Source organism: Frigoribacterium sp. MEB024, from assembly GCF_000878135.1.
Lineage (GTDB): Bacteria > Actinomycetota > Actinomycetes > Actinomycetales > Microbacteriaceae > Frigoribacterium.
The window spans coordinates 1-12,691 of record NZ_JXQZ01000096.1; the positions used below are offsets into that span (position 1 = coordinate 1).

At 72.9% G+C, this 12,691-nt stretch carries 11 protein-coding genes; 7 read left to right on the forward strand and 4 right to left on the reverse strand.

Features of this window, described 5'->3' with window-relative positions; genetic code table 11:
• Both SZ60_RS14005 and SZ60_RS14010 read left to right on the forward strand, forming a co-directional pair.
• The coding region (locus tag SZ60_RS14005) for a glycosyltransferase (RefSeq protein ID WP_043596904.1) at positions 1-1,171 on the forward strand (1,171 nt) is incomplete at its 5' end.
• Positions 1,168-2,628: a glycosyltransferase gene (locus SZ60_RS14010; protein WP_043596915.1), complete on the forward strand. Its 1,461-nt coding sequence runs from the start codon at positions 1,168-1,170 to the stop codon at positions 2,626-2,628. The genes SZ60_RS14005 and SZ60_RS14010, both read left to right, overlap by 4 nt.
• 186 nt (positions 2,629-2,814) lie before the next feature.
• Here SZ60_RS14010 and SZ60_RS14015 read toward each other — a convergent pair whose 3' ends face one another.
• The gene (locus tag SZ60_RS14015; RefSeq protein ID WP_043596905.1) at positions 2,815-3,612 is read right to left on the reverse strand and encodes an SDR family NAD(P)-dependent oxidoreductase; all 798 of its coding nucleotides are present in this window, start codon (positions 3,610-3,612) and stop codon (positions 2,815-2,817) included.
• A 78-nt stretch (positions 3,613-3,690) separates the two neighbouring features.
• On the opposite strand from SZ60_RS14015, the gene SZ60_RS14020 reads away from it, so the two are divergent.
• Entirely contained in the window at positions 3,691-4,299 is a 609-nt protein-coding gene (locus SZ60_RS14020) for a TetR/AcrR family transcriptional regulator (RefSeq protein ID WP_043596907.1), read from the forward strand.
• Between the two features lie 111 nt (positions 4,300-4,410).
• On the opposite strand, the gene SZ60_RS14025 is transcribed toward SZ60_RS14020, so the two are convergent.
• Together SZ60_RS14025 and SZ60_RS14030 are read right to left on the reverse strand one after the other, a co-directional pair.
• A complete protein-coding gene (locus SZ60_RS14025; protein ID WP_156155623.1) occupies positions 4,411-5,067 on the reverse strand; it encodes a hypothetical protein in 657 nt (218 codons plus the stop codon).
• A gap of 208 nt (positions 5,068-5,275) precedes the next feature.
• Positions 5,276-6,541, reverse strand: coding sequence for an ROK family protein (locus SZ60_RS14030; protein WP_082060177.1), 1,266 nt, complete (start codon positions 6,539-6,541; stop codon positions 5,276-5,278).
• A 161-nt stretch (positions 6,542-6,702) separates the two neighbouring features.
• Between SZ60_RS14030 and SZ60_RS14035 the strand changes: the two genes are divergently transcribed.
• From SZ60_RS14035 to SZ60_RS14050, 4 genes are all read left to right on the forward strand, one after another.
• Positions 6,703-7,989: an ABC transporter substrate-binding protein gene (locus tag SZ60_RS14035; RefSeq protein WP_197073578.1), complete on the forward strand. Its 1,287-nt coding sequence runs from the start codon at positions 6,703-6,705 to the stop codon at positions 7,987-7,989.
• Positions 7,990-8,069: 80 nt separating this feature from the next.
• Positions 8,070-9,008: a carbohydrate ABC transporter permease gene (locus SZ60_RS14040; RefSeq protein ID WP_043596919.1), complete on the forward strand. Its 939-nt coding sequence runs from the start codon at positions 8,070-8,072 to the stop codon at positions 9,006-9,008.
• The gene (locus SZ60_RS14045; RefSeq protein WP_043596911.1) at positions 9,008-9,934 is read left to right on the forward strand and encodes a carbohydrate ABC transporter permease; all 927 of its coding nucleotides are present in this window, start codon (positions 9,008-9,010) and stop codon (positions 9,932-9,934) included. The genes SZ60_RS14040 and SZ60_RS14045 overlap by 1 nt, the downstream gene beginning before the upstream one ends.
• Before the next feature lie 77 nt (positions 9,935-10,011).
• Positions 10,012-11,703 carry a glycoside hydrolase family 13 protein gene (locus SZ60_RS14050; RefSeq protein ID WP_043596912.1) on the forward strand — a complete coding sequence of 564 codons (1,692 nt, stop codon included), beginning with the start codon at positions 10,012-10,014 and terminating at the stop codon, positions 11,701-11,703.
• Positions 11,704-11,896: 193 nt separating this feature from the next.
• Here the strand turns inward: SZ60_RS14050 and SZ60_RS14055 are convergent, their stop codons facing one another.
• The gene (locus SZ60_RS14055; protein ID WP_043596920.1) at positions 11,897-12,283 is read right to left on the reverse strand and encodes a PLD nuclease N-terminal domain-containing protein; all 387 of its coding nucleotides are present in this window, start codon (positions 12,281-12,283) and stop codon (positions 11,897-11,899) included.
• Between the last annotated feature and the right edge of the window lie 408 nt (positions 12,284-12,691).

The following is a 12,691-nucleotide window of genomic DNA, read 5'->3' on the forward strand; positions in this document are numbered from 1 at the left end:
GTGGCCGCTGCGCGTCGCGGCCCGGCGCGGCATCCGGCGGGTGCTGCGCGCCGCGGGCGGCGTCGACCTGCTGCACCTGCGGATGGCCGACGTGGGCAGCCTCGCAGCGGCCGACGTCGCCCGCGAGCTCGACATCCCCGTCGTGTTCACGGTCGCGCCCGACCCGCACGCCGTCATCCAGTCGCTCGACCTCTCGGGCGCGCTGACCCGTGAGACCTTCGGCGACGTCGACGAGGTCGAGCACTTCTGGTTCCGCACCCGGCTCGTGCAGCAGCTCGCCTCGAACGCGTCGCACACCGTGCTGTTCCCCCGGCCCGAGCTCGAGCGCGACATGCGCGAGCTGGTCGGCATCGACGTCACCTCGCACCCCGAGCGCCACACGATCGTGCCCGAGGGCATCGACCTCGACGTGGTCGACCGTTCGGTCGCCGAGGCCGCCGAGCACGCCGCGGGCCTGCCCGCGACCCCGCCGCTCGCCGAGCTGTGCGCGCTGCTCGAGACCCTGCCGCCCGAACGCCGCGGCCTGCCGCTGCTGGTCAGCGTCGGACGACTGCACCGGGTCAAGGGCATGGCGACGATCGTCGAGGCGTGGGCCGACGGACCCCTGCGCGACCGCGCGAACCTGCTGCTGATCGGCGGCGACCTCGAGCACCCGAGCGCCGACGAACGCGAACAGCTCGACCTGATCGACGCGATCGTCCCGGCCGACCGGCACCGCGCCTCCGGACTGCTGCTGCCCGGCCACCGGCCGAACGACACGGTCGCCCGGTGGGTCGCGGCGGCCCGCTTCGGCCTGCCGGGGCTCGCGGCGCCGCGCGGCGTCTACGTCTGCGGCAGCCTGAAAGAGGAGTTCGGCATCGCCCTGCTCGAGGCGATGGGCTCGGGGCTGCTCGTCGTCGCGCCGCAGGGCGGCGGCCCCTCGACCTACGTGCGCCAGGGCGACACCGGCTGGCTCACCCGCACCTGGGACGTCGACGCCCTGCGCCAGGCGATGGGCGAGGCGCTCACCGCGGCCTCGCTCGAGACGACGGAGGCGCGCGCGGCCCGGTCACGCGACACCGTCGAGCGGTCCTTCACGATCCAGGCCATGGCGCGGTCGCTGTCCGGCGTCTACGACACGGTGCACCACGACGAACTCGAACAGCGCGAGTGGAGCGTGAGCGCACGATGACCCTGCTCGTCATCAGCCCCGACTACGCGTCGCACCTGCTGCCGCTCGCCACCCTGGCCACCGAGTGGCGCGACCGGGGCGAGCGCGTCGTCGTCGCGACCGGCCCGGCCACCGCCGCCATCGTCGAGTCGTTCGGCTTCGAGCGCGTGCGCCTGCAGCTCGGGCGCGGCTCGAACCCCGGGGTGATCCGCGCCGAGGAGCAGGTGGCCGAAGAGGACGCCTCGCTGCGCGGGTTCTTCGACGCCACCCGGCTCGGGATGGTCGAGACGCTCTCGTACCAGGCGCGCGAACGCCTCACCGACCTCATGTGGCAGCCGGTCGCGACGGCCCGGGCCGTGCTCGACGTGGTCGCCGCCGTCCGGCCCGACCAGATCGTCCTGGACCACCTCGCCTTCAGCGCCCGACTCGCCCTCGTGGCCGGCGGCGTGCCGTTCGCCGACGTCGTGCTGGGGCACCCGACCGCGCTGCCCGTGGGCGACGAGGTCTACGGGTGCCCGCCCGAGTGGCCCGCGGCGTTCGGCGGTGCCGGTGCTGCCCGGCCCGTCGGCGATGCAGGACGCACCACCGATGTGGTGTCGAACCACCCACATGCGTGGTTCGACAGCACATCGGTGGTGCGACCCGGGGCCGGGTCCGACTCCGAGGGCATCGCGGGGCTGCGTGAGTTGTGCGAGCGGGTGGACGCCTCGTTCACCGCCGAGTGGAACGCCGCCCTGGCCGAGCTCGCTCCGCACCTGCCGCCGTCGACGAGCGCCTTCGGCGAGCACGGCGACCTGCTGCTCTACAACTACCCCGGCGAATTGGCCGACCCCGAGCGTGAGCACCTGCTGCCGCCGCACGTCTGGCTCGGCTCGGCCGTCCGTGCCGAGCCGATCGACGCCGAGGTCGCCGCCTGGCTGGCCGCCGGGGCCGACCCCGACCCCGCGCCAGACCACGACCCCGCACCCGCCCCGTTCGTCTACGTCAGCTTCGGCAGCTTCCTCTCGGTGCGGTCGGACGTGCTCGGGCGCGTGGCCGAGGCCCTGCGGCGTGTCGGGGTGCGGGCCGCGATCGCGCTCGGCTCGGGCGACCGGGCCGACCTCGGCGAGGTGCCCACCGACTGGCTGGTGCGGGAGTTCCTGCCGCAGGTGACGCTGCTCGACGCGGCGACCGCGGCCGTCACGCACGGTGGCAACAACAGCGTGACCGAGGCGATGACCGCGGGCGTGCCCGTCGTCGTCCTGCCGTTCTCGACCGACCAGTTCGCCGGGGCCGCCGCCCTCGAGCGCACGGGGGTGGGCGTGGCGCTCGCCCCGAACACGGCGACCGTCGACGAACTGGCGGAGGGGCTGCGGCACGTGCTCGATCTGCCGACGCGCGACCCCGGTGCGGCCGGGCGCCTGGCCGGGCTGGCGGCGTCCCTGCGCGAGACGCCCGGACGGGCACGAGCCCACGCGGCACTCACCGGGCGCGACTGACCGACCCGGCCCGCGCCTCCTCGGCTCGTCGCGTCTCGAGATGCCACGACGTGCCGCTCGCCTTCGCAGGTGAGCGGCACGTCGTGCCGTGTCGACCGTCCGGCCGAGGCGCGGACGGCAGGAGGCGCCGGTCGGCAGGAGGCGCGGACGGCAGGAGGCGCCGGTCGGCAGGAGGCGCGGGTCGGCCTACATGGTCCGGGTGTTGAGGATGCCGCCGTCGACGTCGAGCAGGGCCCCGTGCACGAAGGCCGCCTCGTCCGACGCCAGGTAGCGCACCGCGTGGGCGATGTCGACGGGACGCACGGGTCGACCGGCCGGGGTGGCGGCGGTCAGGGCGTCGAGGACGGCCGCGGACTCGGCGTTGCCCGGCGTCGACGTCGCGCCGGGCGCCACGCTGTTGACGCGGACGCCGCGCGGGCCGAACTCGGCCGCCCAGGTGCGGGTCATCTGCTCGACGGCGGCCTTCGACGCGGTGTACATGGCGCCGAACGGCACCCCGACCCGGGTCATCCACGAGCCGATGTTGACGATCGAGCCCGCTCCGCGGTCGGCCATCGCCGTGGCGAGGGCACCGACGAGCACGTGCGGCGCCCGGACGTTCGTCGCCAGGATGGCGTCGAGGTCGGCGTCGGCGAGGGCGTCGGTCGGCATCGTCGGGTAGACGCCGGCGTTGTTGACCAGGATGTCGACGCGGCCGCCGAGCACCTCGGTGGCCCGGGCGGCGAAGGCGCGGAGGTCGGCGTACGGGCCGGCGAGGTCGGCGGGCACGGCGTGGGCCGAGCCGCCCCGGGTGGTGATCGCGTCGACCACCCGTCGGGCTCGGGCGTCGTCGCGGCCGCTGACGACGACGGTGGCGCCGGAGGCGGCGAGCACGCGGGCGATCGCCTCGCCGATGCCGCTGGTCGAGCCGGTCACGAGGGCGGTGCGACCGGCCAGGCGGTCGTCGGTGGGCAGGGAGTCGAGGACTTCTTCATTGGACTGCATGGTCCATTGCTAGCACGGACTGGACCGTCGAGTCCAGTATTCGTGGACCGATTGGTCCAGTCGACGTAGGATCCCACCGTGGACGAGACGAAGATCACCGAGCGCGGGCGGCTCACCCGCCAGAGGATCATCGACGAGACCGGTCGGCAGATCCTCGCCGCGGGCATCGGCGGGACGACGCTCGACACGGTGCGGGCCGCGACGCTGACCAGCAAGAGCCAGCTGTTCCACTACTTCCCCGGCGGCAAGACCGAGCTGATCCACGAGGTCGCCCGATGGGAGGGGCGTCAGCTGCTCGAGGCGCAGGAGCCCGAGATCCACGACCTCGGCACCTGGGGGTCGTGGGAGCGCTGGCGCGCCGCCCTGGTCGAGTACTACATCAGCCTCGGCCGCTGGGCCTGCCCGATCGGCACGCTCGCCGCCCAGGTCGCCGCCACGGACGCCGAGGTCGAGCGCAGCGTCAAGGCGAGCTGGGACGCCTGGCGCGAGCAGCTGGCCGCGGGCATCCGGCGGCTGCAGTCCTCGGGGTCGGTCGACGCCTCGGCCGATCCGGTGCGCGTCGCGACCGCGATCATCGCCGCGATCCAGGGGGGACTGCTGCTCAGCCAGTCGGAGCGGGCGGGCTGGCCGCTCGAGGCCGCACTGGACCACGCGCTCGGCCCGTTGCACACCGTCCGCAGCGACTGACGCGGGTCGTCCGCGAGGACGCGCCCCGCGCCTCCTGCGCTGTCGCGCTGTCGCGCTGTCGCGCTGTCGCGCTGTCGCGCTGTCGCGCTGTCGCGCTGTCGCCCTTCCGCTCTAGCTGCCGAAGACGACCGCGCGCATCGCGTCGGCGCCGACCGCCGCGTCGCGGTACCGCTGCATCAGCGCGGCGTTGGCGTCGTACTGCGGCCCCTCGCGCACCTCGGCCTGGTGGTGCAGGGCGAAGACCATGCCTTCGTGTCGACGCGGGGCCTCGCCCAGCAGGGTGGTGTGGGCGAGGTACCAGGCGGCGTCCTCGAAGCCCCAGCCCCGGAAGCGTTCGTCCTGCCCGCCATGACTGCGCCACGAGGAGGCGCGGGTCACGTAGACCCCCGAACAGGCCCCGCGCACGAGCTCGAAGTCGCACCGCTCGAGGGGGGTGCCCGCGGCCGCCTGCGCGGTGCCGTCGCGTCCCAGCCAGTGGTACTCGGTGTAGGGCAGGTGCACCCGGCCGCTCGTGCGGGCCGCCTCGATCGCCGCGAGCAGGGGCTCGCGTTGCGGCAGGGTGTCGGCGTCGCCGATCACGGCGACCTCGTCGTCGGCCAGGCCGGCCACGCCGAGGTTGCGGCACTGGGCCAGGTTGAACACCGGATCGGGCGAATCGATCGTGCGGATCTCGGCCTCGGGCAGCGCGTCGGCGTACCAGTCGCGGACGACCTCGAACGCCGCCACGCGACTGGGTTGCGGACGCCAGGGGAGCACGACGGTGACCATCCCGCGAGCCTAGCGGCGTGCGCCGGGCCGCCCCGCGCCTCCCGCCGCGCTGCGCCTCCCGCCCCGCCCCGACGCACGATGCACCCGGTTCCGAACGATGAACCCGGAAGCAACCGGGTGCATCGTTCGGAACCGGGTTCATCGCCGTCCGAGCCCGAGCCCGAGCCGAGCCCGAGCCGAGCCGAGCCCGAGCCGAGTCGAGCAGGCCTCAGGAGGCGCGGGTCGCGTCCGCCGCACCCGGCAGCGTCAGCTCGAGTGCGTGGCCGCGCACGTGTGACAGGGCTCGCTCGACGGCGCCCGTGGTCACGACCGCGTCGCCCAGCGTCGAGGCGACGACCTCGGGCGCGGCCCGGTGCGTGAACCGGCTGAGCCACGGCGTCGTCCGCTCGAGCAGCAGGCCGATCGAAGGTGCCACGGCCCCGGCGACGACGATGCGGTCGACGTCGAGCATGCCGCTGAGCACGGCGCAGACGCGTCCGAACCGTTCGGCGGCCTTCTCGACCAGGCGCAGGGCCGTCGCGTCGCCGGCGTCGGCCGCGGCCAGCACGGCGGGGGCCTCGAGCTCGTCGAGCGGGATCGCCCGCAGCGGTGACGAGGCCGGCACGGTGCCGAGCTCGCGCGCGGCCCTGGCCCAGTCGCGCAGCAGGGCTCCGAGGCCGTCGGCCGATCCGACGCCGTCGACCAGGTCGAGGAGGCGCATCTCGCCCGCGGCACCGCGGTTGCCCCGCACGAGGGCTCCGTCGAGCACGAACCCGGCGCCGAAGCGCTCGCCGGCCAGCAGGGTCACGAACGACGCGGTGGCGGCACCGGCACCCCCACCGACCTCGCGGTCGGCCCGGGACGCGGCCGCGGCCTCGGCGACGGCGGCGAGGTTCGCGTCGTTCTCGACGACGACGGCCCAGCCGCGCAGGGCGAACAGGCCGACGTAGTCCGGGTTCATCAGCTCCCAGAAGTCGGCGCCGGCCTCGACCGGTGACCGGCCCTCGGCGTCGGTGGGGGCGGGGACGCCGACGGTCACGGCGAGCACGTCGTCGTCGGCGAGCGAGGCCGAGGCGAGGGCGTCGTCGACCAGGGCCGACACGATGCCTCGGCGGTCGTCGGTCGAGCCGCAGGGGTCGATGCGGCGGACGGCCCGCGCGAGCACGTCGCCTCGCAGGTCGGCGACCACGGCGGTGAGCTGGTGCTGACCGGCGTCGACCCCGACGACGTGCCCGGCGGAACGGGCCAGGGCGTAGCGCCGCGCGGGGCGGCCCTTGCGGTACTCGCCGGTCGAGCGGGCATCGGCGAGCGAGACCATCCAGCCGTGGTCGATGAGGTCGTCGCAGACCCCGAGCACGGTGGACCGGGTGAGCCCGGTCAGGGCGATCAGGTCGCTCGCCGTGACGGCGTCGACGGACCACGCGTGCCGCAGCACCTCGGCCGCGTTCATGCGGCGGAGCAGGCTCGGCGACGACACCCCGGTGCTCAGCGCCACCCGCGCCTCCTCGTGCTGTGGCCGGTGCCTCGCGACACGGCGGATCTTTTCGACGACGACCCATGGTGCCACGCCGCGAATTGATCTAGGGTCTAAATCTACACACCAGATCAACTCGGTCCCGACGCTGTCGTCGGGGTCGCGACCCGGGAGACGACGACGTGCCCACACCCCCACTGCCCTCCGGTGCCGGCCTCAGCCGACGCACCCTCCTCGGCGGGATCGGTGCCGCCGGGGCGGCGCTCCTCCTCGCCGGCTGCGCCCCGTCCGGCTCGGGCCGCGGACGCACCGAGATCACCTTCTACGCGACCAAGCCCGAGGCGATCCCGTACTTCTCCGACCTGGTCTCGCGGTTCAACGAGTCGCAGTCCGCGATCCGGGTGATCCACGACTCGACCTCGGGCATCTCGGCCGGCTTCGTCCGGGGCAACCCGCCCGACGTCGCGGCCTTCACGTACAACCTCGAGATGGCCCGCTTCATGGAGCGCGGGGCGCTGAGCGACCTGGGCGACCTGCCCGAGGCGGGCACGATCCGCCCCGAGGTGCAGGAGCTGGTCGACCAGTACGCGACCTACCCCGGCCGGACGAGCGTGCTGCCGTACTCGATCACCGCCGCGTCGGTGATCTACAACCAGCAGGTCTTCGCCGACCTGGGCGTCGAGGTGCCGACCACGTGGGACGAGTTCCTCGCGGCGTGCGACACCTTCACAGCGGCCGGCGTCACGCCGATCTACAGCACCTTCCGCGAACCGTGGACCGTCGCGCAGGGCCTGTTCGACTACACGACCGGCGGGTCGCTCGACGTCGCGGCCTTCTACGAGAAGATGAACGCCGAGGGCACGAGGGTCGGCCAGGGCGGCTCGGTCTCGTTCGAGAAGGACTTCCGCGAGCCCGTCGAGCGCATGGTGCAGCTCGGCCGGCTGTCAAACGCCAACCGCAACAGCCGCGGCTACGGCGACGGCAACCTCGCCATGGCCCAGGGCGAGGCGGCGATGCTCATGCAGGGGCCGTGGGCACTCGGTGAGATCACGAAGGCCAACCCCGAGGCGAAGGTCGGCACGTTCCCCCTGCCGATGACCGACGACCCCGCCGACCGCAAGGTGCGGGTCAACCTCGACCTGGCCCTGTGGGTGCCCGAGCAGTCGCGCAAGCAGGACGCCGCCCGCGAGTTCCTGACCTACCTGATGCAGCCCGAGATCCAGGACGCCTACAACCGCGACTTCCTGGCGTTCGGCACCACGAGATCGGCCCCCGCCGTGACCGACGAGCGCATCGCCGGCATGCAGAGCTACTACGACGACGCGCGGTTCTACCAGGGGGCCTCCAAGGCGATCCCGCTGACGATCCCCGCCGAGAACTACGTGCAGGGCATCGTCACGGGCGCCAGCGTCGAGGGCACCCTGCGCACCATGGATGCCGACTGGCGCCGTCTGGCGCTCCGCGCATGAGCGCGATCGACGGAACGGCACGCACCACGGGCCCGGGCGTCCGGGCCACGACGACCACCGCCCGAGTCGAAGGAGACCCGATGGCCACCACCACCCCCACGGCCGCGCGAGGCGCCCGCACCTCGTTGAGCGGCAGCACGGCCGGCAACCCCCGGCGTCGCGGCAGGCGCGTCGACCCGGTCTTCTACGTCTTCCTCGTGCCGACGCTCGTCCTTTTCTCGCTGGCGATCACCCTGCCGGCCGTGATGGGCGTGTTCTACAGCTTCACGAACTCGATCGGCTTCGGCGAGTTCGACATGGTCGGCGTCACCAACTACCTCGCGATGGCGACCGACCCGGCGATCCTCGGCTCGTACGGCTTCACGATGGGCTTCGCACTCGTCACGGTGATCGCCGTCAACGTCGTCGCGCTGCTGCTGGCGATCGGCCTGACCTCGCAGATCAAGGCCAAGACCGCGCTGCGGGCCGTGTTCGTGATCCCGATGGTCATCTCGGGCATCATCATCGCCTTCGTCTTCCAGTTCCTCTTCTCGAACTCGTTGCCGGCCCTCGGCGCCTCGCTCGGCATCCCGGGGCTGCAGGACAGCATCCTCGCGAACGCCGACACCGCCTGGATCGGCATCGTCGTCGTGACCGCGTGGCAGGCGATCCCGAGCACGCTGCTGATCTACATCGCGGGCCTGCTCGCCATCCCCGGCGAGGTGTACGAGGCGAGCAGCCTCGACGGCGCCTCGGGCTGGAAGCAGCTGCGGTCGATCACGCTGCCGCTCGTCGCGGGCTACGTCCTGATCAACACGATCATCGGCTTCAAGAACTTCCTGAACTCGTACGACATCATCGTCGGCCTGACGAACGGCGGCCCCGGCACGTCGACGCGCAGCATCGCGATGACGATCTTCACGGGCTTCACCGGTGGCGACTACGCCTACCAGATGGCCAACGCGACCATCTTCTTCGTGATCGCCGTCGCGATCGCGCTCGTCCAACTCCGGATCACCCGCGGAAAGGCGGCCGTCTGATGGCGAACACCGCACTCGTCACCCCGGCCGCCTCGGCGGCCCCCACCCCGGGAGGCGCGGGTCGCGACGCCGACGCCGTCTCCCGTCGTCGACGCGGTCGCGTCGGTCGGGAACGCCCGAACCGGCTCGTCACCGCGTTGCTCGTGCTCGGCTCGATCACCGTGCTGATCCCGATCTACGTCACGATCACGATGTCGCTCAAGACGTCGGCCCAGGCCGTCGACGGCAACGCGTTCAGCCTGCCGGCGCCGATCGACTTCTCGAACTTCGCGGCCGCCTGGCAGCTGACCGACTTCCCACGGGCGTTCGGCATCTCGACCCTCGTCACGGCGGTCACCGTCGTCGGCACGGTCGTGCTGGCGTCGATGGCGTCGTACGCCATCTCGCGCAACTGGGACCGCAAGCTGTTCCGCTTCTCGTTCTTCTACCTGCTGGCCGCGATGTTCCTGCCGTTCCCGGTCGTCGCGCTGTCGCAGATCAAGCTGACCGGCATCGTCGGCCTCGACAACCCCGCCGGCGTCGCCCTGCTGCACGTCATGTTCCAGCTGTCGTTCTCGATCCTGCTGTTCACGGCGTTCCTGCGGTCGTTGCCCGAAGAGCTCGAGGAGAGCGCGCGGCTCGACGGCGCCACCACGTGGCAGGTGTTCTGGCGCCTGGTCTTCCCGCTGCTCGCCCCGATGAGCGCCACGGTCGGCATCTTCGCCTTCCTGGCCTCGTGGAACGACTTCGCGATGCCGTCGCTGATCACCGCCGACCCCTCACTGCAGACCCTGCCCGTGCTGCAGCAGATCTTCCAGACGCAGTTCAGCAACGACTACAACGTCGCCTTCGCCTCGTACCTCATGGCGATGGCCCCCGCGATCGTCGTCTACCTCTTCACCCAGCGCTGGGTGATGGCGGGCGTGACGCAGGGCGCGATCAAGTAGGCGTCCGTCGGGGACGCGACCCGCGCCTCCTGACCCCCCCAGGCAACCCACCACCCCCGAGAGGACCTCGCTCCACGATGACCGACACGCTCCGCACCGCACCCTCGACCGAGCTGCTGACCGACGACCCGACCTGGTGGCGCCAGGCGGCGGTCTACCAGATCTACCCCCGCAGCTTCGCCGACTCGAACGGCGACGGCATCGGCGACCTGCCCGGCATCACGGCGGCGGTGCCCTACCTGCAGCGGTTGGGCGTCGACGCGGTCTGGCTCAGCCCGTTCTATCCGTCGGCCCTCGCCGACGGTGGGTACGACGTCGACGACTACCGCGACGTCGACCCCAAGATCGGCACGCTGGCGCAGTTCGACGAGATGATCGACGCGCTGCACACGGCCGGCATCCGCGTGATCGCCGACCTCGTGCCGAACCACTCGTCCGACCGGCACGTCTGGTTCCGGGAGGCGCTGGCGGCCCCCGCGGGATCGCCCGCCCGGGCGCGCTACATCTTCCGCGACGGCCTCGGCGAGACCGGCGAGCTGCCGCCCTCGGACTGGACGTCGATCTTCGGCGGCCCGGCCTGGACCCGCGTCGCCGACGGCCAGTGGTACCTGCACTCGTTCGCGAGCGAGCAGCCCGACTGGGACTGGGACAACCCGGAGGTGCGCGAGGACTTCCTGACCACGCTGCGCTTCTGGTCGGACCGCGGGGTCGACGGCTTCCGGGTCGACGTGGCGCACGGGCTGGCGAAGAGCCTGCCCGAGGTGCTGCCGTCCACGGCCGAGCTCGAGGCGCTGCCCAAGGGCGACGGCGACCACCCGCTGTGGGACCGCGACGAGGTGCACGAGATCTACGCCACGTGGCGTGAGGTGTTCGACGAGTACGACCCGCCGCGCATCGCCGTGGCCGAGGCCTGGGTCGAGCCGTCGCGTCGCGCCCGCTACGCCAGCGCCGAGGGGCTGGGCCAGGCGTTCAACTTCGACCTGCTCGAGGCCGACTTCGACGCCACGCAGTTCCACGACATCATCACCTACAACCTCGACGCGGCCGAGGCCTCGGGGTCGTCGACGACGTGGGTGTTCTCGAACCACGACGTCGTCCGCCACGCGACCCGTTACGGCCTGCCCGCCCTCGACGGTCGCGACGTCAAGCAGGGCGCCGAGTGGCTGCTGTCGGGCGGCACCTCGCCCGAGGTCGACGTCGAGACCGGCCTGCGTCGGGCCCGTGCGGCGTCGCTGTTCATGCTCGGCCTGCCCGGTTCCGCCTACGTCTACCAGGGTGAGGAGCTCGGGCTGCCCGAGGTCGCCGACATCCCCGCCGACGACCGCCAGGACCCGTCGTTCTTCCGCAACCCCGGCGTCGACATCGGTCGGGACGGCTGCCGCGTGCCGCTGCCCTGGACCCGGTCGGGCCCGTCGTTCGGCTTCGGCCCGGGCGACGCCCACCTGCCGCAGCCGAGCTGGTTCGGCGAGTACTCGGTCGAGGCGGAAGAGGCCGACGCGACCTCGACGCTGGCGCTCTACCGTGCGGCCCTCGCGGCACGACGCGACCTGCAGACCGACGAGACGCTCGAGTGGTTGCCGGTCGAGGGCCGCGACGACGTGCTGCACCTCGTCCGGCCCGGCGGATGGCACGTGGTGTGCGTGTTCGGCACCGAGCCCGTCGACCTGGCCGCGCTCGGGCTGGGCTCGAGCGAGGTGCTGGTCTCCAGCGGGCCGCTGACCGACGCTGGGCAGCTGCCGGGCGAGACGGCGGCCTGGTTGCGGGGCTGACGCCGGTCCGGTTGCGCGGCTGACGCCGGCCTGGTTGCGGGGCTGACGCCGGCCGTCCCCGGGCTGTGACCCGCGCCTCCTGGGCGTCGAGCGGGCGTGTTCGTGGTCGGCGGGCGTCCTCGGACGCCCGCCCGCCGCGGACCCGCCCGTCTCTGCGTCCGTGGCCGCCGCCGCCCGGGAGGCGCGGTGCCGGTCAGGCGGGGACGTCGTCGCCGGCCGTGGAGCGTCGCTGCTCGACCTCGGCCTCGAGCTTCGCCAGGCGCGCGAGCCGCTCGTAGTGCTCGGCCTCGCGGTCGAGGTCGGCGAGCTGCTGCTCGGTGCTGCGGACGCGGTGGTCGAGCGTGCGGGCCGCGGCCTCGTGGTACCGGCTCTGGTCGCGCGGGCCGATCTGCTCGACGCGTCGGCCGTACTCGCGGCCGGCGGCGAACCAGACGATGCTGCCGATCAGCGGCAGGAACAGCACGATCATGATCCACAGCCCCTTGGGCAGGTGGCGGACGTCGCCCTCGGGACGCGTGACGATGTCGACGAGCGCCCCCACGATGAGCAGGAGGGGCAGGGCAGCCAGCACGAAGGTCACGGCCCGAGGGTAGGGGGTGCCGTCGGCCCGGCGGAAGCCCCGCGAGGTGGGGTGACCGCGCCCCGCCTGTGCCGCGTTCTGGGTGTGACGGGCCCTTCGGACGGTCGGTAGCGTCGCCCGCATCACGGCGATCGACCCCGGTCAGGAGGTGCGGTGCCGGTCGACCACGAAGGGTGAAGCTCCTGAAAATCCGCCTCCACCCCTGGTCAGCGGGCGTCTCCGATCGTAAGGTGGGTCGGTCCGCCCGAACGAGGAGAACCGTGAGTCGATGCGCCGTCCGTCCCAGGAAGCGCTCATGACCGACCCCTCGAACACCCCCGAGTCCTCGACGCCGACCGAGCGGACGCCCCGAGCCGACCCGCCGCTGACGCGTCGCGAGGCCCGCGCGCTCGAGCGCGCCGCCGCCGC

Bases quoted from the DNA above. Each gene is read 5' to 3' on its own strand.
- SZ60_RS14010 (WP_043596915.1), top strand. From the start codon at position 1,168: ATGACCCTGCTCGTCATCAGCCCCGACTACGCGTCGCACCTGCTGCCG.
- SZ60_RS14015 (WP_043596905.1), bottom strand. From the start codon at position 3,612: ATGCAGTCCAATGAAGAAGTCCTCGACTCCCTGCCCACCGACGACCGC.
- SZ60_RS14025 (WP_156155623.1), bottom strand. From the start codon at position 5,067: ATGGTCACCGTCGTGCTCCCCTGGCGTCCGCAACCCAGTCGCGTGGCG.
- SZ60_RS14040 (WP_043596919.1), top strand. From the start codon at position 8,070: ATGGCCACCACCACCCCCACGGCCGCGCGAGGCGCCCGCACCTCGTTG.
- SZ60_RS14045 (WP_043596911.1), top strand. From the start codon at position 9,008: ATGGCGAACACCGCACTCGTCACCCCGGCCGCCTCGGCGGCCCCCACC.
- SZ60_RS14050 (WP_043596912.1), top strand. From the start codon at position 10,012: ATGACCGACACGCTCCGCACCGCACCCTCGACCGAGCTGCTGACCGAC.